The sequence below is a fragment of the Desulfobacter postgatei 2ac9 genome (assembly GCF_000233695.2).
GTDB lineage: Bacteria > Desulfobacterota > Desulfobacteria > Desulfobacterales > Desulfobacteraceae > Desulfobacter > Desulfobacter postgatei.
Genome location: NZ_CM001488.1, coordinates 2,412,279 through 2,432,884, shown reverse-complemented (window position 1 = coordinate 2,432,884; position 20,606 = coordinate 2,412,279). Strand labels below are relative to the sequence as shown.

Annotated in this window: 19 protein-coding genes; 7 read left to right on the top strand and 12 right to left on the bottom strand. The window is 48.4% G+C overall.

Going from position 1 to position 20,606, the window contains the following annotated elements; genetic code table 11:
• Window positions 1-4: 4 nt before the first annotated feature.
• The 3 genes from DESPODRAFT_RS11125 to DESPODRAFT_RS11115 form a co-directional block, all read right to left on the bottom strand.
• The gene (locus DESPODRAFT_RS11125) at window positions 5-427 is read right to left on the bottom strand and encodes a hypothetical protein (protein WP_004073599.1); all 423 of its coding nucleotides are present in this window, start codon (window positions 425-427) and stop codon (window positions 5-7) included.
• 125 nt (window positions 428-552) lie between these two features.
• Entirely contained in the window at window positions 553-2,898 is a 2,346-nt protein-coding gene (locus DESPODRAFT_RS11120; RefSeq protein WP_004073597.1) for a tetratricopeptide repeat protein, read from the bottom strand.
• The gene (locus DESPODRAFT_RS11115) at window positions 2,895-3,722 is read right to left on the bottom strand and encodes a hypothetical protein (protein ID WP_245531901.1); all 828 of its coding nucleotides are present in this window, start codon (window positions 3,720-3,722) and stop codon (window positions 2,895-2,897) included. Before DESPODRAFT_RS11115 ends, DESPODRAFT_RS11120 begins: the two co-directional genes overlap by 4 nt.
• A gap of 154 nt (window positions 3,723-3,876) precedes the next feature.
• Between DESPODRAFT_RS11115 and DESPODRAFT_RS11110 the strand changes: the two genes are divergently transcribed.
• A complete protein-coding gene (locus tag DESPODRAFT_RS11110) occupies window positions 3,877-6,168 on the top strand; it encodes a tetratricopeptide repeat protein (protein WP_004073593.1) in 2,292 nt (763 codons plus the stop codon).
• Between the two features lie 131 nt (window positions 6,169-6,299).
• Here the strand turns inward: DESPODRAFT_RS11110 and DESPODRAFT_RS11105 are convergent, their stop codons facing one another.
• Genes DESPODRAFT_RS11105 through DESPODRAFT_RS11095 form a run of 3 tightly spaced genes read right to left on the bottom strand, consistent with a single transcriptional unit; the run spans window position 6,300 to window position 9,629 of the window.
• On the bottom strand, window positions 6,300-6,692 hold the full coding sequence (locus DESPODRAFT_RS11105) for a secondary thiamine-phosphate synthase enzyme YjbQ (protein WP_004073591.1): 393 nt from the start codon (window positions 6,690-6,692) through the stop codon (window positions 6,300-6,302).
• A gap of 34 nt (window positions 6,693-6,726) precedes the next feature.
• Window positions 6,727-8,730, bottom strand: a complete 2,004-nt coding sequence (tkt, locus tag DESPODRAFT_RS11100) for a transketolase (RefSeq protein WP_004073589.1) — start codon at window positions 8,728-8,730, stop codon at window positions 6,727-6,729.
• A gap of 29 nt (window positions 8,731-8,759) precedes the next feature.
• Window positions 8,760-9,629 carry a radical SAM protein gene (locus DESPODRAFT_RS11095; protein WP_004073584.1) on the bottom strand — a complete coding sequence of 290 codons (870 nt, stop codon included), beginning with the start codon at window positions 9,627-9,629 and terminating at the stop codon, window positions 8,760-8,762.
• A 318-nt stretch (window positions 9,630-9,947) separates the two neighbouring features.
• On the opposite strand from DESPODRAFT_RS11095, the gene DESPODRAFT_RS18695 reads away from it, so the two are divergent.
• Window positions 9,948-11,264, top strand: a complete 1,317-nt coding sequence (locus tag DESPODRAFT_RS18695) for a D-alanyl-D-alanine carboxypeptidase family protein (RefSeq protein WP_004073583.1) — start codon at window positions 9,948-9,950, stop codon at window positions 11,262-11,264.
• 120 nt (window positions 11,265-11,384) lie between these two features.
• Here DESPODRAFT_RS18695 and DESPODRAFT_RS11080 read toward each other — a convergent pair whose 3' ends face one another.
• Window positions 11,385-12,095 carry a TerC family protein gene (locus DESPODRAFT_RS11080; RefSeq protein ID WP_004073582.1) on the bottom strand — a complete coding sequence of 237 codons (711 nt, stop codon included), beginning with the start codon at window positions 12,093-12,095 and terminating at the stop codon, window positions 11,385-11,387.
• A gap of 142 nt (window positions 12,096-12,237) precedes the next feature.
• Between DESPODRAFT_RS11080 and rlmN the strand changes: the two genes are divergently transcribed.
• Window positions 12,238-13,281: a dual-specificity RNA methyltransferase RlmN gene (gene rlmN, locus DESPODRAFT_RS11075; protein WP_040015953.1), complete on the top strand. Its 1,044-nt coding sequence runs from the start codon at window positions 12,238-12,240 to the stop codon at window positions 13,279-13,281.
• A gap of 106 nt (window positions 13,282-13,387) precedes the next feature.
• The gene (locus tag DESPODRAFT_RS11070; protein WP_004073576.1) at window positions 13,388-14,206 is read left to right on the top strand and encodes an SIR2 family NAD-dependent protein deacylase; all 819 of its coding nucleotides are present in this window, start codon (window positions 13,388-13,390) and stop codon (window positions 14,204-14,206) included.
• 59 nt (window positions 14,207-14,265) lie between these two features.
• Here the strand turns inward: DESPODRAFT_RS11070 and DESPODRAFT_RS11065 are convergent, their stop codons facing one another.
• From DESPODRAFT_RS11065 to DESPODRAFT_RS11050, 4 genes are all read right to left on the bottom strand, one after another.
• Window positions 14,266-14,712 carry an NUDIX hydrolase gene (locus tag DESPODRAFT_RS11065; protein WP_004073575.1) on the bottom strand — a complete coding sequence of 149 codons (447 nt, stop codon included), beginning with the start codon at window positions 14,710-14,712 and terminating at the stop codon, window positions 14,266-14,268.
• A complete protein-coding gene (locus DESPODRAFT_RS11060) occupies window positions 14,709-15,647 on the bottom strand; it encodes an alpha/beta fold hydrolase (protein ID WP_004073574.1) in 939 nt (312 codons plus the stop codon). Before DESPODRAFT_RS11060 ends, DESPODRAFT_RS11065 begins: the two co-directional genes overlap by 4 nt.
• A 334-nt stretch (window positions 15,648-15,981) precedes the next feature.
• On the bottom strand, window positions 15,982-17,241 hold the full coding sequence (locus DESPODRAFT_RS11055) for a CNNM domain-containing protein (RefSeq protein WP_216593999.1): 1,260 nt from the start codon (window positions 17,239-17,241) through the stop codon (window positions 15,982-15,984).
• Window positions 17,222-18,142, bottom strand: a complete 921-nt coding sequence (locus DESPODRAFT_RS11050; protein WP_004073572.1) for a Tim44 domain-containing protein — start codon at window positions 18,140-18,142, stop codon at window positions 17,222-17,224. The genes DESPODRAFT_RS11055 and DESPODRAFT_RS11050 overlap by 20 nt, the downstream gene beginning before the upstream one ends.
• A gap of 148 nt (window positions 18,143-18,290) precedes the next feature.
• Between DESPODRAFT_RS11050 and DESPODRAFT_RS20060 the strand changes: the two genes are divergently transcribed.
• The gene (locus DESPODRAFT_RS20060) at window positions 18,291-18,590 is read left to right on the top strand and encodes a hypothetical protein (protein ID WP_004073567.1); all 300 of its coding nucleotides are present in this window, start codon (window positions 18,291-18,293) and stop codon (window positions 18,588-18,590) included.
• Window positions 18,591-18,737: 147 nt separating this feature from the next.
• Entirely contained in the window at window positions 18,738-19,139 is a 402-nt protein-coding gene (locus DESPODRAFT_RS11040) for a nucleotidyltransferase substrate binding protein (protein WP_004073561.1), read from the top strand.
• Between the two features lie 38 nt (window positions 19,140-19,177).
• Here the strand turns inward: DESPODRAFT_RS11040 and DESPODRAFT_RS11035 are convergent, their stop codons facing one another.
• Window positions 19,178-20,191, bottom strand: a complete 1,014-nt coding sequence (locus DESPODRAFT_RS11035; protein ID WP_004073560.1) for an IS630 family transposase — start codon at window positions 20,189-20,191, stop codon at window positions 19,178-19,180.
• Window positions 20,192-20,255: 64 nt separating this feature from the next.
• On the opposite strand from DESPODRAFT_RS11035, the gene DESPODRAFT_RS20365 reads away from it, so the two are divergent.
• Window positions 20,256-20,606: nucleotidyltransferase domain-containing protein (locus DESPODRAFT_RS20365; RefSeq protein WP_083843626.1), on the top strand; the 351-nt coding region annotated here is incomplete at its 3' end.

Below are 20,606 nucleotides of genomic sequence, written 5' to 3'. Positions count from 1 at the left end.
GGGATCAAAGGATTCTGCCGGTATTGCGCTCCACACGTATGGCCCGGTCATCATACAGACGCTCCATGTAATAATCCTTCACATTGGTGATTTCCAGGTCCGGCAGCCCGTTCTGATTCATCCAGGCCTGGATTTTTGGAATTTGGGCAGGGTCACACGCTCGGGCCGTAAAAATTTTAACCCGGATGCCGTTGTCCACCATGCGTAGGACCATATCCACCATGGACGGTATGGGGGCTCCGATACGACTAAGGGTTGAGTTCTCGTCCCAGACCGCCAGGGTTCCGTCCAGATCCACGCCGTACCAGGGGCCGGGGGCAGAGCTACCTGATACGGTATCCGTATTGTCGGGCCAATTGTGAACCATGCCTGTTAAAAATTTTTTTATGACTGACAGCATGCCGCCTTTCTTTTTAAGAACAGCCATGGGCTGACCTGGCATATCAACTGCCAGACATAGCCCACAACGAAGGTTGAAAGATCTGTGTAGGTTACACAGATCTTTCATATAAAAAATAGAGGATAAGATGAAAGGATCCGGAGTAAACCGGTTTAATATCCTATTGAATCCATATTACGCCAGTCCGGTTTTAATATATCTTCACTCTCGTCTGTTTCCAAAGGTATTTGAGATTCTAAATCCAGGGAAGGGGTGGCCTCGGGATTAAATATCATATTTCCCCCTTCATCTTTTAACCCCTCTTTTCCCTTCAATCCTGCAAGCAGGCTTTCAGCTTCATCCCTTTGCCGCGTATCAAGCGATATATCTCTCAGAGCTGATTCCAGTTTTGTTTTGGCCTGAAAAAGCTTTCCCCGGCGGTAGAGCACCATGCCCAGGTGATACTGGATCATTCCGTTTCCAGGCGTTAATTCTTCGGCCTGCTCCAGCATCCATTGTGCCTGGGAATAGATTTTTTTATGGTAATAGGCCCACCCGAGGGTATCCATGAGCCAGGCTTGGCCCGGCAGTTTGTCATAGGCTTCTCTTGCCAAATCAAGGGCCCGGTCAAAATCGGTCTCCTCTTCCAGCAGCAGCCAGGCCAGGTTTCCTCTAATTTCAGGGTGATCCGGAAAGGAATTAAGCGCCTGTTCCATCACCTGTGCGGCATCCGATATCCGTTGTTTTTTCATATAATACGCTGACAGCTTAAGCCACCCCCCGACATACTGCGGCAGCTTTGTTATGCATTCGGTCAGTGTTTTCTCGACGCCGTCATCCTTTCCTGTCGCTTCAAAAAGTGCTGCCTGCAAAAGAAAAAAAGGACCTGACACCTCTTTTTTCGCCATGGCTTTGTCTATATATGCCTGGCATCGGTCATAGTCTTTGAGCCCAAGGCAAATTTTTGCCGCAGTATAGTAAACAGCCGGATTCGCGTCATGACCCGCCAGCGCATCTATCTTTTCAAAGACCCTCTCTCCCAGGCCCTGATCTGAAGCGAGCCGGGCATACGCGTACAAGGCCGGATAGATGAGGGGTGCATCTTCAAAGACCTGGCTGTAAGCTGTCAGCGCCTCCTGAACCATGCCTTGGGCCTCAAAGGCCTGTCCCAGAAAAAAGTGGGCCGAAACGTCTCCCAGATGCCACGACTTGGACAAAGGACCTGTTGCACAGGAAGGATCCCTGCGGCCAAGGGCGCACAGCCCTTTGAGCTTCCAGGCCCGGGCACTGGACGGTTCCCGTCCCAGAAATTGATCCGCATATTGGTCTGCCAGGCCGTAATCCTTCCGCTTATAATTCAGCGCAGCCATGGCAAATATGGACTCCTCATGATCCTGGTCCAGCATCAGTGCCTGAAGAAACGCTTTTTCAGCCAGCTTACTCTGGCCCCCCGCAAAATAGGCCACGCCCAGAAGATAATGGGCGGACAAAAGGCCGTAGTCTTTGTCCAATGCGGTTTTCAGATATGACACGGCATGGGAGTACAGTCCCTTGAATAACCAGAATTTTCCCATCAGTAGATGATACCCCGGCGCATCCCTGCTTGCCTGGGCAAGTTGATCCAGCAGCTTTTCGGCGCCTGCCATCTCTTCAATCGCAAGATAAAAATCGGCCAGCATCATTTTAAATCCGGTATTTTCAGGATACTCGGCAATTAGTTTTTTTAAATAGGCCGCTGCCTTTTCTAACTTCCCGGCAACGCGATAAAACAGGCAAAGCCGGGTTTTAAATTCAAGGTCTCCAGGATCTGAATCCACGGCCATGAGGAGGTACCTTTCGGCCCTGGTATCATCTCCTGCAAGGGCATAATAATCTGCAGCAAGCATGAGATCCATGGGTGTTTTAATACCCTGGGTGCGGCAAAGGGTGATGATCTTTTCGGCCTCAACGTCCTTTTTTTGTTCCTGAAAACAGATGGCCAGCTTGAGCCTGGGGCCAATCTGGCCGGGTAAAAGCGCTGCAGCTTTCTCATAAGCCGCTTCTGCCGTTTTGAATTCAGTCTGTAGCATGGCAAGATCGCCGGAAAGCATGAAAAGGAGGGGATCTGAATCATGGTTCTTGAGACGCTTTGACAACAAATTTCCCGCCGCTGCCGTATCCCCGCGAACCAAGGCGATCCGGATAATTTGCTGTTGCGTGTCAACATCTTCGGGATTTTTTTCCAGTGCCTTTTTAAAGCATATCTCAGCCTGGTCCAGGTTGGACAATTTCAGATAAACGGCGCCCATCTTCGCATATACGCGGCCGGACTGCCCGACCGGCTCCTTTGCTCTTAGCCAGTATTGAAGGGCATCGGCATAATCACCGCGCTCAAAAGCCTGGTCGCCTTGATTCTCAAAATGATCCTGGGGCGTTCCAAACTCCCAGATCAAAAAACAGCCCACAAGGATCCCTATCATTAAAGCGGAAATCAACACGCCTGTGGCGGCAACAGCTATTTTTTTGCGTTTACGCGTCATCGTTTCACCACAATCAGACCGACCAGACCGATAACGGCCATAACAGCCGCCCAGGAAAGAATTTCAATTTTATTGTTTGCCAGAGCCTGCAGCAGCTTGAGTCCCAAGGAAAAAATCGAAGGTACTTCCGTATCCCGGCCATAGGTTTGGTGATATGCGCCGCTGCCTACCGGATTTTTCGAATACACCTCTTCTAAACTCAACGCCTCGTATTTTTCAAGGGCAGGCATTGAATCCTCCCTGCCTTTTTTTTCTGCCTGGACCGGCTGAAGATCTCGGCTCTCTTGAACAGGCAGGCTTACTTTTCCGTCGGTCTGAAAAAGAATCACCTCTGCCACTTCCCGTTTCAGGCTGTCGGCAGGCACCAATTCTTTGGCATCAGATACCGCTGCCGCTGTTTTGCGGCTTTTTTTTGCCTCAAGATAAGGGATGCTCAAATCCTTTAACAGTTCGGCATTTCGTTTTTGTAGCGCCCGGTATTGCTCTATAAGATTTTTTAACCTGAGATTTGCGGCAATCCGGCGGTCAAGCGAGGCTTGAACGTTTGTCTCTGATGCGGATAAAAGATTAAAAGGAATATCAATCTTAAGCTCTCCGGCGCTTGCCGGAGACGACTCTTTAGAAAATGTTCTATACAGGCGGATTTCTGAGTCAGCATCCGGGGTATTCGGCAGAAAGGCATAGGTTTTGGAGACCTCCTCTGCGATTCGGGGCGACTCGAAAACGGGACAATTTTCGCATGTGTCGGAAAAATGAAACCAGGCATACGTTTTTCCCTGGGTTAAGCACAAAAAAAACAGCGTCCCCAAAATGTTTAAAATCAAATACCGCGTCCGCATATCTCGTTCCATGTTCCTACAATGTCGAAATTTTTATTTCGTTGACAATACTGAGTATCCCATAATACAAATTGTATTTAACATTTGAGCGTTATCATAAAGTAATTAAAAAGCCAATTCACTTTTAAAGAGGTTGTTCATGAAAACCTGTTCCAAAATTATATTAGTCATTTTCATCACATTGATTACTTGCACCGGATTTGGATGCGCAAACAAGGACGAAAAAAAAGCAGCCCATGTAAAAAAGGGTGACGAATACTTTGATGCAAGGGAGTATAAAAAGGCTGAAATAGAATATAAGAACGCGCTCCAGATAGACAATAAAGATACGGCAGTCCTTTTGAAGCTTGGCGACACATTCATGAAGACAGGGCAGTTAAAATCGGCCTTTGCCCTCTATTCCAGCGTAGAAAAACTTGATCCGGAAAATATTGAAGCCCTGGTGAAATTATCGAGATTTTATTTTCTGGATAAAAAACTGCCGGAAACCCAGGCCAGGATCGATAATATTCTGAAAAAGGACCCCCAAAACCTGGACGCGCTCTTTCTCAAAGGACAGGTTCTGATCAGAAAGAATCAGATTGAAGATGGCCGGATTGTTTTTGAAAAAATTCTTGAAATCCAGAACAGCCATGTGGGAGCCCTCCATGCCATGGCCGCCATAAAAGCCGGCCAAAAAAAATTCGACGAGGCTGAAGCTTTTTTGCTCAAAGCTGTGGAATCAGGCAAAGATACAACAACGCCCAGAAACGTCCTGGCTCAGTTCTATATTCTGCGAAAACAATTGGATAAAGCAGAGGAACAATTACATCTGTCAGCGGCAGAGCATCCTGAAAATCCAGGGCACCAGATTCTTCTGGGTAATTTTTATCTGAGAACAAAAAATTTCCAAGAAGCTGAGACCGCGTTTAAAAAGGCGGTTGAGATCCAACCGGATACTCCCCGGTCCATGGTTATACTGGCCGGATTCTATAACGTGACGGACCAAAAGGATAAGGCCCTTGAATTGTACAGGAAAGCCGCTGCTCTTGATTCTGAAGACAGCAATAGCCAGATGATCTTGGCAAGATTCCTGTACAAGGAGAAAAAAATAGACGAAGCGGAGAACCTGGTCGCCGGCATTCTCAAAAAACGGCCCAAGTTGCCGGATGCCAGAATGCTGAAAAGCGAAATTCTGATTTTTCAAAAAAAATATCAGGATGCGCTCAATATCCTTATCGCCCTTGAAAAGGAAGAACCAAATGCCCACAGGGTTCAATATTTTAAAGGCCTTTCTTATATCGGAATAGGGGAGCCGAACCAGGCGGCATCAGCCCTGGTCAAGGCGGTGGAGCTGAAACCGGAGTATACCCAGGCCCGGTTGCTGATGTCTGAAATTTATTTGCGCCAGCACGCCTATGATCTTGCCGTAAATCAGACCACCGCGGTAATTAAGCTTGATCCCAAAATCTATCGGGCCTATATGCTCCGGGGTAACGCCTATGTGGCCCTGAAAAAAATTAAGGAAGCTGAAGACGATTATAAAAAAATGATTGAAATCGGCTCTGACAATCCGGCAGGATATTACCGGCTTGCCTACTTAAAATCTGCGCTGAGGCAATTTGACCAGGCAGCCCCTCTGCTGGAAAAGGCCTGGTCCCTGAACAACAAACTCATTGACGTATTTACCCTGAGAATCAGAAACGCCGTGGTCCAGAAAGAATTTGATACTGCCCATGCCCTGTGTACTCAGCAGATGGATGCATTCACGGATAACAATAATTTAAAAGCGCTTGTGCACAGCACCCGTGCAAATATTTATCTGGCCCAGAAGGATATGAAACAGGCAGAATCAGAACTGCTGAAAGCCGTTGACCTTGCCCCGGATTATCTGAGTCCCTACGGAACGCTGGCAAAAATATACCTGTCCCAGAAAAATATTGAGGACGCAAAAAAACAATATCTGACCATGATTGAAAAAAATGATAAACTGGCCCCGCCCCATATGTTGCTGGCCGTCCTTCTTGAAGCGGAAAACAAATTTGATGACGCAGAAACCCATTACCGTAAAGCCCTTGAAATCAATCCCAACTATGCCGCCGCCGCCAACAATCTGTCATTTTACCTGGCAAGCCGGACAGATAAATTTGACGAGGCCCTGGCCTTGGCAAAAACAGCGAAAGCCCTTTATCCCGAAGATCCGAGCATCATGGATACGATGGGATTTGCCTATTATAAAAAAGGGTTGTACGGAAATGCCGTTGCCGAATTTTTGGACTGCCTGGAAAAACAACCAAACCATCCCATTATCCGCTACCATTTAGGGCTGGCGTATTACGGAAAAGGGGAAAAACAGCAGGCACTCAAAGAGCTGTCCAAGGCCCTGGAGCTTAATGATAATTTCCCCGGGGCCAGTGACGCAAAAAAATTGATAGAGGAAATAACTCAATAAAATAATGGGAAAAAGAAATATGCGGGCTTGATCATAACATCGGCCACGTTGTGTTCATCTCCATTTCGAAGGCTTGACGGGGCAATTTTTAATACCGGATAAAATTAACTGAGCCGGTATGATTGAAGATGTTATGCGCCGACAATTGTCACGTTGATTTTTCGGGTTCTGGGCCCGTCAAACTCGCAGAAAAAAAGACTTTGCCAGGTACCCAGGACCAGATTTCCATTTTCAAGGCCAACGGTTTCAGAGGGTCCGAACAGACTTACCTTTATGTGGGCCGCTGAATTGCCTTCCATGTGCTTGAAATTGTCATCAAAGGGGATCACTTTGTTGATGCAGGATAAAATATCGACAGGCACTGCCGGATCCGCATTTTCATTAATAGTCACAGCACCTGTGGTGTGCATGGAAAATACATGCACAAGGCCGTTGCGTACGCCGGACTGCCGGACAATGTCCCGGACCTGGGCGGTAATGTCCATCATCTGGGTCCTGGCCCCGGTTTTAATTGAAAACTGCATCTGTCTATTTAATCCCCCCTGATTCGCTTTTAATTTACATTTCCAGGGCGGTTTTTACGATGTTGTCCACGGAAAAACCAAACTCTTTAAGTACCTTGCCGCCCGGGGCTGATGCGCCGAACCGTTCAATGCTGATGCATTTACCCTGGCTGCCGGCATACTTTTCCCAACCCATTGAAATACCGGCCTCAACGGTGAGGCGTTTGGTAACGGAGGCGGGTAACATTCTTTCTTTATATGCCACAGGCGCCTGTTCAAACAGTTCCCAGGAGAGCAGGGAAACCACAGACGCCTTGATATTGTGTTCTTTTTCCAAAATATCTGCAGCCGCCACGCTGATGTGAACCTCTGAGCCCGTGGCAATGATCAGCATATCAGGGGTTTTGCCCGCACTTTTTACGGTGTATCCGCCCCATATCATATCTCCGTCTGAATTGGACAGATCCAGGGTGGGCAGTTTCTGCCGGGAAAGAATCAAGGCCGTGGGGCTGTTCAAGGTGCCCAAAGCCTTTTTCCAGGCAAAGACCGTTTCATTGGCATCTGCCGGCCGGATTACGGTAAGCCCGGGAATCGCGCGCAGCGCAGCCACATGTTCCACGGGCTGGTGGGTGGGACCGTCTTCGCCCACGGCCACGGAGTCATGGGTAAACACATAGATGATGGGCAGCCGCATCAGGGATGCCACCCGGATGGCTGGCCGCATGTAGTCGGAAAACACCAGGAAGGTACCGCCAAAGGGCCGGACCCCGCCATGCAGGTACATGCCGCTCATGATGGCACCCATGGCATGTTCCCGGACGCCGAAACGAATGTTTCTGCCGCCCCACACCTCTTTCTGGAACTCCTCGGCACAGGTCATGTAAGTTTTGTTGGAAGGCGCAAGGTCGGCAGATCCGCCCATCAAAGCCGGCAGGTTCGGTGCGATGGCGTTGAGCACCTTACCTGAAGCAGCCCGTGTGGCCACAGGTCCGTCCTCGGGCTTAAACACAGGAATATCCTTGTCCCATCCTTTGGTTAAAAACCCTGTGATGGCATCCACAAACAGATTGGCGTCTTCGGGGTAGAGGGTCTTAAATTTTGTGAACGCCTCCTGCCAGGTTTTCTCATACCCCTCCCCATATGCCAATGCCTTGCGTGTGTTGTCCAGAACTTCATCAGGCACATAGAAATCCTTATCTTCGGGCAGACCATAGAATTTTTTCACCACTTTGATCTCTTCTTCACCCAGGGGTGAGCCGTGGGCATCCGGTGAATCCTGTTTGCTGGGGCTGCCATAGGCGATATGCGTACGAATTTTTATTAACGAGGGCCTGGAAACCGCATCCTTGGCTGACCGAATTGCCTTTTCAATGGCAGAAAGATCGTTGCCGTCCGCCACCTCGACCACATGCCAGTTCATGGCCTCGAATTTGGCCCGGGTGTTTTCGGTAAACGCGATGCCGGTTTTGCCTTCGATCGTGATTTGATTGTCGTCATAAATGAGGATCAAACGGCCAAGCCCCAGATGCCCTGCCAGGGAAACGGCTTCAAGCGCGACCCCTTCCATGAGATCCCCGTCACCGCAGATGGCATAGGTGTAATGATCAATCACATACTGGTCATCCTTGTTGAACCGATCCGCCATATGGCGTTCGGCAATGGCCATGCCCACGGCATTGGCCACGCCCTGTCCAAGGGGACCGGTGGTGGTTTCCACACCCGGAGTCTCTCCGTACTCGGGATGTCCCGGGGTTTTGGAGCCCCACTGTCTGAAATTTTTTAAGTCATCCAGGGTTAACCCGTAGCCAAACAGATATAAAAGAGCGTACAACAATGAGGATGCATGCCCGCCGGACAGAACAAAACGATCCCGGTCTACCCAGGATGGATTGGCCGGGTTCTGTTTTAAAAAGTGTTTGAAAACCACATAAGCGGCAGGTGCCAGGCCCATGGGGGCACCGGGATGCCCGGAATTGGCTTTCTGGACCATGTCCATGCACAGAGCGCGGATGGTGTTGACGGTGAGCTGGTCTTGGTTGTTGTTTTCGGCATCAGCCATGGATAGTTCTCCTGTAAAAAATTTAAAAATTATAAAGCTCTCATATATTCGGGTTTCAACGCAACTTTGCCGTCCAGGGCCCGGGATATAAGTTCAAGGGTTTTTTCTTTATCCCGGGGCAAATGCGCCCGTATGGGTAAATAATTGGATGCATGATTGGCGTGGAAAAGGCCGTCTGTCAGGTTGGTGGCAGAAATCATGGCCCCAAGCTCGGTGAGCATCTCATCCGGCCCGAGCAGCTGAAAGTCTCCTTTGACATACTGGTCATGCAGTTCTGTGCCGGGGATGAGCATCAGGCTTAACGCACCGACAAAGTCAGGGTCCATGGCCGTAAGTACCCTGCCGGTCTCCCGGGCATGGTCCAAGGAACCTTTGCGGCCACCAAGCCCAAGCAAAACCGTGACCGAAACCTTGATGCCGGCCTTTTTTAACTTTTTTCCCATGGCGATCATTTTATCCGCATCCGCACCCTTGCGGATGGCTTCAAGCACCTTGTTGTCACCGGATTCAAGGCCCATGTAGGCAATCTTGAGTCCAAGGTTGTGAAGCAGGGCCAGCTCTTCATCGGTTTTCATCCTGATGCTTTTGGTGTTGGCATAGACGCCCACCCGCTCCACCCAGGGCAGCCGGTCCCGGATCCTTTCAAGGATGGGAACCAGGCGTTTCATAGGAAGGATCAAAGCATCCCCATCACATAGAAACAAGCGGTTCTGCCGACGGCAGTGCGCCCTTGCAAATTCTATGTCTGAAAAGATCACATCATCTTTTTTTATGTTGAAGCGTTTTTCCCTATAGGTCCCGCAAAAGGTACATTTATTATGGGAACAGCCCAGCGTAACCTGGAGCAGTATGCTGTTCGCCTCGCTGGGAGGCCTGATTATCATACCTTCGTAGTGCATTGTGTATCCCCTTAAAAATTTAAGCCATTATATTTATCAGGTATGATTCAAAAATTCAATGTATCAACCGCTTGAGCAGGGCAAGGGCATGTAAAAAATCAGCTCATCAACGATTGTCATAAACATACCCGGCTTGAGGGTTGGCCCAGATCAACTCTTTGTACTGTTCTATGGTAAAAAGCTTAATTTTTTAGTAAGCTATGGGTGTCGATATTTTGCATGCCGCGTTTGGCTTAACACTTGACACGAAAGATTGATCCGCCTATATTTTGTCAAATAAAAAGGCCATTCTTTATTTACCTTAAATATCTTGTGATAATGCCGCAAACAGAAAAATCACACAATTTGAAACGGTTTTATATTCTTTTCTTTACATTTATATTACTTTTATTTCAAGGATATGCCGCTTCCGCCGCACAATCTAAATCGGCTTTACTCCCCCCGAGGGTTCGAATTAACGACCAGGCGGTCCGGGCCGGACTTTTGTACGATCTTTCTACAGACACCGTTGTATGGAATAAGAATATGCATCACACGTATCCCATTGCATCCCTGACCAAAATGATGGTGGGGCTGTTGGTCTTTGAAGATATTCGTGCCGGGAAAATATCCTGGGATACGCCCATTCGGGTCACCCCGGAAGCGACCCGTGTGGGAGGCTCCATGGTCGGGCTGAAATCAGGCCGCTCTCTTTGCGTGGAGGACCTAATGAAAGCAGCCCTTATATCCTCGGGCAATGATGCGACATATCTTTTATCCCAGTATTTGGGGGGTACTGAAAAAAATTTCGTGTATCGCATGAACCGGCGCGCGAAACAACTGGGCATGGCGTCAACGGGTTTTTCCAACGCCACGGGCATGCCCGCTCGGAACAGTTATAATGACAATTATTCCACTCCTTCGGATCTTCTTCTGCTTTGCAGGGAAATGCTCAAATATGATAAGTTGCTGCAAATCACCCGCATGGGTGAATCCGTGATCTCGCAAAGTGGAAAACGCATACGGCTGAGAAATCATAACCCACTTGTGGTAACCTATGAAGAGGTGGACGGATTAAAAACAGGGTTCACCAATAATGCGAAATTCTGCCTGGCGGCCACTTCGGAAAAAAACGGCCGACGGATGATCGCCATTGCGTTGGGTGTTGCATGCAGGTCCGTGAGAAATCGATTTGTCGGCAGTATACTTTCCCAATCCTATATCGCTTTAGGCATGGGATCTCTGGATCCCAAAACCAGCTCAGCCATAGCCATCAAACCCAAAGGGACCCATTCTGCTCGCGACGCAGAGACTTGCCATCGGGTAGGAAAGGGAGATACCCTCTATAGTATCGCAAAACAGCATGGATGTTCGGTTGAACAATTGAAAAGTTGGAACTGCCTTAGAGGAAGTGAGATCCATCCGGGGCAGAAATTGCGCATACACAAAAATTCCGGCGCAATTTGTACCTTAATGCCTCGACCCGCCCAGACAACCGTTATTTACTACAAAGTCCTGCCCGGCGATACGCTTTGGAAGATTTCTAAAAGATACAATGGAATATCAGTAGAAAAATTGATCCGACTCAACAGGCTAAAACGGGCCAGTGATTTGAAAGCCGGTGATACCGTTAAAATCGTTCTCAACCTCGGGTAATTTAGGTTCTGCGCATCCCATGGGCACTGGGCGCCAACAATTCAAGCCCCCTCTTTTCGGTTATTTGCTGAAAGCAGCAATACAGCCATGGAAAAGGAAATTTTAATATTTCCATGGCCCTTAAGGGGAGCCGACTTTTTTCTTTTTGACCTTGTTATGTTCATACCTGAGTTGCAGGGCCTCCACAAAGAGAGCGAACCCCATGGGCAGGTAAATATAGGCCTTGGGCACATGCTTGTGCATCCCTTCCATGAAAATGGTGATACCGATGGTTATCAGAAAGGAGAGCGCCAGGATTTTAATTGATGGACGCTTGAGAATAAACTCCCCCACAGGTTTTGCAAAGAAAAGCAGCACGGCAAAAGAGGCAATCACAGCGGTGATAATCACCCATACTTTGTCGGTAAGGCCTATGGCGGTGATCACCGAATCTACCGAAAAGACAATATCCAGCAGTACGATCTGGGAAACGACGGCGGTCATAACAACTGAGGCGCCTGAATGTTCTTCGTCGAGTTCTTCCTCCTTTTCAATGGTGTGATGAATTTCGGATACTGCTTTCCAAAGCAGGAACATGCCCCCTGCCATTAATATGAGATCTCGAATCGAAAACAGCAAAATAATTGGATTGGTAAGGCTCGCCAGTTTTAGCAGTATAAAGAGCATGAGAATACGTACCGCCATTGCCAGGGCAAGGCCGAGGATTCTGGCAAAATCCCGCTTCGCCTTTTCAATTTTTGAGACCAGGATGGAGATTACGAGAATATTGTCTATACCAAGAACCAGTTCCAGGCCGATCAGCAGGGCCAGCATAGCCAGCGAATCCGTCATTTCATTCCTCTCTATGGTATGGGTATTATTTTCAATTCATCATTGATTGAACCTGATCAATATTGTAAATCTATGACGATGTGTCAAATACAAACATTTTATCAGAGTGATGCACATTAATTATAATGGTACCTGTCAGTTCATGAACTCCCTGAAAGAAGAGAAGATAGATATCCTTGGCCTGCCCTTGGATAAACTTGTCAATGTCATGCAGGTACAATACGGCAAAGGGCCTTTTCATGCCGAAGCGCTGTATCGTGAAGTGTTTAAAAAAGGGGGGACCGATATTGGCCACGCCCCGGAGTTCAAAGGATCTCCCAGGCTGTGGAGTGCGCTTGAAAAGGCAATCCGCCTTTTACCCGGCCGGGTGGAAAAAACCATTGAAGAAGAGGGCCTGGTTAAATTCATTACCCGCCTGTCCGACGGACTGGCCATTGAATCCGTCATAATCCCCATGACCCGGCACAATACCCTTTGCGTCTCCAGCCAGGTGGGATGCAAAATGGGATGCAAATTCTGCCAGACCGCCCGCATGGGATTTAAACGCAGCCTGACAACATCCGAAATTGTGGGCCAGGTGTTTAATGCCCGGCATCTCCTTGGCCATGATATAAAAAATATTGTTTTTATGGGCATGGGAGAGCCATTTGACAATTTTGATGCGGTCATGACTGCTGTCAGGGTGCTCAACAGCCAGAAAGGATGCGATATTGCCCTGCGCCACATGACCATCTCCACCTGCGGCGTGGTGCCGGGGATTGAGCGCCTGGCACTGATGAATCTGCCCAATATCCGCCTGGCAGTCTCAATAAACGGACCGGACGATGCCACCCGGTCAGCCCTGATGCCGGTGAATCGTCACTGGCCCCTTGCTGCACTGAAAAAAAGCCTTGACGCGTACCCCCTGCCCCCAAGGGGGGTCTTTCTTTTTGAATATATCCTGATCAAAGGGGTAAACGACTCAAGGGAGCATGCCCAGGCGCTGGCCCGCTTCATCCACCCGTTGCCCGTGCGCCTGAATCTGATTCCCTACAACCCCGTAACCGGTTTTGACCATCAAAGCCCCAGTGATGAACAGATGCATGACTTTGCCCAAACGCTCACCGACAAAGGGATTTTTGTAATCAAAAGATGGAGCAAAGGCAGGTCCGTCAGTGCCGGATGCGGCCAGCTGGGAAAAATTTGATATGGGTTAAACGTGACGATCATCATATAAATTTGTTATGTAATTTGATCAACAGAAAGGTATTTGCATCACACTTATCAATTGACACAAACAAGGAGGCAGGAAGATGGATACAGCCAAGCTGCTTGAGCCGTTTAAGGATAACAACAAACGGATCACCGTTTTAACCGGGGCCGGGATTTCAGCTGAAAGCGGCATCCCGACATTCCGGGGGCCTGAAGGGTACTGGACTGTGGGGTCCAGAGAGTACCGGCCCGAAGAGATGGCCACCCACAGCATGTTTACCCAAAACCCTTGGGAAGTCTGGGCCTGGTACCTTTACCGGCATACCGTGTGTAAAAATGCAAAACCCAATTCAGGTCACCATGCCATTGCCCGGATGGAAGAACTTTTCAAAGACAGATTCTGTCTGATCACCCAGAATGTGGACGGTCTTCATTTACGGGCCGGCAACAGCCTTGAACGAACCTTTCAGATCCACGGGAACATTAATTATACACGGTGTGCAGGAGAATGCACCCCAAGGCTTTTTGAATTCCCGGAGGGCATCGTAGATAAGAAAAAAGACCAGCCGGTTACTGAGGAAGAAAAAAAACTGCTGACCTGCCCCAGGTGCGGCAGCCTTGCCCGGCCCCATATCCTGTGGTTTGATGAATGTTACAACGAAACCTGGTACAAGGCCGAATCCGCGATGGGATGGGCCACATCCACCGATCTTCTCCTGGTGGTGGGCACAGCAGGCGCCACAAACCTTCCCATGCAGATCGGCATGATGGTCGCCCGAAATCCTGAAGCGGTCATTGTGGACATCAACCTCAGCGATAATCCCTTCAGGCAGTTTGCCGCCGGGCACGACCGGGGAATTGTCCTTGACGGACCCGGGGGTAAATTTTTACCCGAACTGCTCTCCCTTTGGGAACCATAAGACGTTCATGTTTTGTTATGGGTTGAGCCTGGGTAATAGACCAGGTCAGCCCATGGCGGTTATCGGAAGTTGAAGGTCTGGCGAAGAAGTTTAAGGGTGATGGGATTGACGTTAAGACGACCAAGCGCTTCTCCGGAGATCCACCCGGCATCCAGGGCATCATCTCCGGGAGAGGGCTCTCCACTGATATAAGTGGCTGCAAGATCCACAATATAATAATGAAACCTGACCCGATCATTGTCATCCCTGTGAATGGATTCAAATGACAATACGGGTTCCCCGGCCTTGATGACAATGCCGGTTTCCTCTAAAACTTCCCTTTCAGCCGCTTTTTGAAGGGTTTCTCCCAATTCCACACTGCCGCCGGGTATTGCCCAGACGCCTCTGGCCGGAGGGTTCCCCCGTTTGACCAGCAACACCCTGTTGTCTTTGAATACAACGGCGCCCACGGCAAGGGCGGGGCGGAGAGGATATTGTATGGGGCGGCTGTCAGGTGGGGGGGTCATATTTTTTCATCCCTGATGAAATCCAGCATGCGCTCGGCCAGTTTCCGGGGGCCTTCCAAATGGGGCGCGTGGCCATATTCATCAAATATATGAACCTGTGAACGGGGAAGCAACTCATTTACAAACGGCGCTGTTTCCCACGGCAAAAGAGAATCATGGCGCCCCCAAAACAGCATGACAGGCATGGTCATATCTTTGCAAAGATGGTTTAACGAGGCCTGTTCCAGGGATATTGTGCCGGACTTTATTGACTCCATATCCATCAATTCATCAAATATTTTGGCAAACCACTGCCGGTCCCCTATGGCCTTCAAAATCATATACTCCCTGACACAAGCAGGAAGCGGCGGGCTTTTTTTAAAAATTCTGGATTGTAAGGTTTCGAAATCCTCGGGAGAATTTATATGAAAAATATTGGATCCGGCCACCGCCTCATCGTAAACAGAGTGTTTGCCGGGCAGGTAAAAACCGGCCGGGTCCACCAAAGATAAGGATTTGACTTTGGAAGGGAATTGGGCCGCAAGCTTTACGGCAATGGCACCCCCCATGGAACAACCGGCAAGATGGAAAGAGTCCAGTCCGGTTTGTTCAATAAATCGCCCGAACCAATCTGTATAATTATCCAGACTATAAACAAGTTGCGGGTCCATACCGGAATTTCCAAATCCAGGCAAATCCGGGATGATGAGATTTAGCTTTTCTTTTAAAAATTCTGAAATAAAATAAAAACTTTCTTTTCTGTCTCCAAACCCATGAATCAGAACCAACGTCTCTTTTTTGTCCGATCCTATTTTGGCCCACGAAATAAGTGGCGGTCCTTCATGGGTATGAAGATTCACACCCAGCTGCTTTCCGTTTTTTTTAAAAAAAGCCTCCACCATTGCCTCCCCGGCTTTGGCCTTGGCCCTAAACGCTATGGATGGTTTAAATGTCATGGATGTACAATTCCTTCGCCATTAAGCCCTTTTTCTCCCCATGAGTCCGTCCTAAGACAGGAATCTTTTCAAATAGCTGCACAATATTAATCGGTTTTGTGTTTTCAGGAAGTATTTTAAGCGCCTGTTTAAAAATTAGTCATTCTACGGTTGCCGGAATAAGCACCATCAGCCCAGATCCATTTCAGGCGTGAATAATTTCCTTTCGGTCCTGGATTCCCAGGGGACCCTTTTTGTCTCCGAACAGGGTGGCATCATCATCTGCCTGGCCTGGCTCAGCAACCTGGTCAATTTGTACAAGGTTCTGGGTGGCAGATCTGAGCCATCGCCCGGGTCAATCTTTGCCAGAGTCCAGACGGTCCAGCAGGTTATACTTGGCCTGCCGCGTTTCCCAACGTTCTCTGGCATATTTGCGCATGTCGGTGATGGTATCTTTCTCGTCTATGATTTCAAGTCCCAGAAGGGTTTCAATAATATCTTCCATGGTAACGACTCCGTCCAGCCCGCCGTATTCGTCGACGAGGAGGGCGATATGTTCCTTGCTTTCCAATAGTTTCTCCCACAGCGAGAATAGGGCAGATGTAGAGGGAATAATGAGGATCTCCCTTTTGATATCCCTGAGAGTCAGGTCATGCCGGTTTTCGGCCAGTTTTTCAAATACGGTCTGCCGGAATACGTATCCTTTAATATTCTCGGGCTTTTCGGCATATACAGGGATTCTGGAAAATTTCAAATAGTTTTTGCTTGCCAGAAACTCCTTCAGGGTCAGACTTTCGTCAGCCGCAGTCACCACGACCCTTGGGGTCATGATCTCTTTAACTTTAACGTTTTTGAGCTTCAGAATATTCTGAATGATTTTATACTCTTTTTCCGAAAAGATCCCCTCATCGACCCCAATGCTTGCCAGGGCTGCAATCTCTTCACGGCTGGTACTCCGAACATTTCCGGAGGTTGATATCAGTTTAGTGATGGCAGCGGAGATGAAGACCAGCGGATAGGTCATGAAGATGACAGCATGAATTCCGGCCGTTGAAACCCTGGATAGCTTGCTCCAATACTGGGCCCCGATGGTTTTGGGGATAATCTCAGTGAAGACGAGGATCAGAAGGGTCAGAAGTGCGGAAATCCATCCGAACGAGGCCTCACCGAAAATTTTGACTGCCTGGGCTCCCACGCCGGCAGCCCCGATTGTGTGGGCGGCAGTGTTTAAGGAGAGGATGGCGGACAAGGGCTTGTCAATGTTTTTTTTAAACTCGGTGAAGGCCTCGGCCCACTTGTGCCCCTCGTCCTGACTGACCATCAGAAAGGTCTGGGGAGTGGAAAGCAGGACCGACTCCAGGATTGAACATATGAAGGAGACCCCCAGGGCCAGGAAGAGATATGCAAAGAGCAGAATCATGTGATATTGTCCGTAACAGGGGTCAAAGGATTTATGGGTTTCGGAAAAGGGCGGCTCACGCCGGCCAAGAAGTCTGTGGGCGCCTTTCCGCTGGACCACCAGAATCTGTGCTGCCAGCAGGTCTGCATCCAGGGGCAGAGAAAGGCAGGCATCTGCCCCCCTGACCAGATCCGGGTCAGGACCCGATGCCCTCAAGCTTCCAGGACGGGATCCCGGCCGGGGCCGCAAAGGTCCACTCTTCCCTGAACTTGACAACGGTGTCCGGATTTCCGGAAACCACGCGGTCCGTGGCTTCGTCAACAGTGTAGTCCAGAAGGTTGGCCAAAAACCGGACCGTGACGAACATCTCAGGACCGTCCACCCCTGCAGCCGTAAGGTCCACGCTGCGCACCGCAATATTTTCCAGCCGGTTGATCACGCCCTGCTCCCGCATTTCCCGGAAATGGCGGTCATATTCTGCCAGAAGCTGCTCTCCCACATAGGGGTCCAGGACCGCCGTATCCCGCCGGGTCCAGCCCGCCTGGACCTTGAAGAAGAGGTCTTGGGCCGTTTCCTTGAACCCTTCGGGATCAAAGGAGGGATACACCGCCCAGATTTCCTTGACCCCCATGACCAGGGGATCCGCCTCCGGGTCGGTTTGTCCGGGACTGCCGGAGAAAAAACCGGCGGCCGCGGGGGCCTCATTGCTTCCATGGCCGGCCAGGGCCTTTTTCCTGGTAAATATCCGAAAGGCCGCATATGCCAGTCCCGCCATCAGAAGAATCTCAAACAGCCCGATGCCGCTGCCGCCCAGTCCGCCCATGCCCATGCCGTGGGCCAGGCCACCAAAGAGCAGGCCGCCCAGGACTCCGCCCATGATGCCGCCGGCCAGCCCCCGCATCAAAGAGGAGCCGCCGGACATGGGGGCCCGGGGTGAGGCCGCAGGCTTTTGCTGAACAGCCTGGGTGGATTGCCTCGAGGTCTGGGAGGGCCTTTTAAAAGAGCGCCCCCCGGAACGGGACTTGGCGTCGGCCACCTCCGCAAAGGCGGTGAACAGAAAAAGAGCGGCCGCGGCAAATGCGGCCAGGGTCATTTTTTTGGGGGTCAGGTAAAGCATGGATAAAACTCCTTTAAATATTGAAGGCATTTGAAAAACGGCCCAGGGAATGACCTGAGATTACAGGAACATGCCCCCTTTTTACGGATAGGAACTTTCTTTTTTTTACCGAGAAAATATAGCAAAAAATGAAAAGATTATCAAGAGCATGAAATATGGTCAGCAGAGCAAACGCATTAAAATTTTGGCTCATGTTGCGTTTCGCTGTCTGACAGCAGGTGCAGCGGAATTTCGACGGGGACGGGTCGTCGACCCGGGCTTGCATGTCCCGGATCCGAGCGTCGAACCGGGAAGAAAAAGACATGGCACCCCGGAGCATGGGGGGCAGCAGGGCTTTGGTGGCATGGGTGCGGAGGATCTCGCCTTTAAACCCGGCATCAATAATGTAATCTTGGTTTTCTTGCCATATGGATTTGATCTCAGTAGAATATCAAAATATCGAGTCTGACCTCTTCTGTTTTAACTTGTGGATGGAATTACGTATGCTGTCCCGGAATTCGAAGTTTGCCTTTTTGGGGGTTGATAACTTGTGCCAAAATTTATAATCTACAAAAAAAAGTGAAGTGAACCACAATAATGTATAATAAGAGGGTAGATGGATAATTTTAAAAACATCCGGTGGCGGCAGCGATTTCAAAATTTAAACAAAGCCTTTGAACAATTACAACGGGGGTTGGCTATTAAAACGCCGAGTGATATTGAACAGCAGGGAATCATTCAAAGCTTTGAATTCACATTTGATCTTTCCTGGAAAACCATGAAGGATTATCTTGAAGCACAAGGTGTAGCTTGCCAATTCCCAAGGGATGTAATCAAGCAGGCCTTTCAGTATCAACTTATTTCAGCTGGAGAAATATGGCTGGATATGCTGGGGAAAAGAAACCTGCTGTCCCACACATATGACGAAAAAATTGCTTCCGAGGCGTATAGATCAATTAAATATGAATATGCGTCACCAGTTAAAGCCCTTGTACAATGGTTTAAAGCGCAGGAGTAGGAGTGACTGGTAAGTACATGGACAAATATAAATCCAGGTTAAGAAAACGAAATTGTAAATTCCTTACCGACGCTTGCCAATATATTATTCAACTCAGTTTTCAAAAATTCAAATCCTTTATAAGCAGATGTTGATAGCCAAAAGTACTTGATATGTTTCCATAAAATTTCAATCAGATTCAACTCCGGTGAATATTTGGGGATAAAGTATAGAAAAAGGCCTCTTTCTTCCCATGTCCCAATTTGAGATTTAAAAATGGCGCTGTGATGTATTGGAGCATTATCCAGAACAACAATGGTTCTTTTTGTTATGTAACGTGAAAACGCATCAAAGCAGGCGGTTACAATATCTGAAGTAACTGAGCAGTCAAAAACGCAAGGAAAGAAATCATTTTGCTTATTCAAGAATCCCAACACATTGATTCTTGAGGTTTTTCCACTCGGAAGCAAAAGCTGCTCATCCTCATCTTGCCAGGCATATGGAATCTCAGGCACGCCGGTAAAGCCAGATTCATCAAAATAATACAAGTCAATGATATTTGCCTGATCTTCATCTTTCAAGATTTCAATTTCCTTTTGCGCTTCCCTGAACTCGTTCTCATTGCGTTTGCTTTTGAGAGATTTCCGTCCTCGACACCAACGCAGTTTTTTTTTTATAATCCGTTTCAGGGTTTTTACGCTGACTTTTTTACCAAATTTTTCCTGTATTTCAGTAATGGCACTTTTAAGTTGTCTTGGATTTTTCTTCACAATATCAATAACTTCATCATGCATCTCACTATGGATCAGCGGCGTTCTTCCAGAACGTGGTTTATCAATTAAAGAGTCAAATTGATATTTTTCCCATCCATCAATCCACTTCGAAACTGTTTCCTGAGTGGTCAAACATATTTGTGAAATCTGACTGATACTATACCCAGAGTTGCTCAATCGGATTGCTTGAGCCCTGAGTTTAGTACGGTTTGACTCTTCATCCGAAAATTCAATAAGTGACAGCCATTTTAATGCCAACGGCTCAATTGGAGAAATAAATTTTTTACCCGTACGTCTCATCTGATATCCTTGCTATGCAAATTTAAAAAAACAATGATTTGTTGCAAAGCAAGATTATACAGGAATTATATTTGTCCACCTACTTAAGCATATTAACCTGCCTCAGAAAACAATCAGCCAGCTGATAGAAATTTTTTCAGCCTATCCGGAGATTGAAAAAGTTATCGTGTTCGGCTCCAGAGCCATGGGAAACGAAAAACCAGGCTCGGATATAGATCTTGCGATCAGCGGATTAAAAGTGACGTCAGAACTTGTAGAAAAAATCCATAACTATTTGGTAAGAAGAAACCCTGTTTCCTATATTTTTTTGTACTGCCTTCATTTTGAAACTCTAACTAACCCCGATTTGCGCAACCACATTCTGGAGTATGGCAAAATTCTTTATCATAGGGGTAGGCTTTATTTTGATATTACA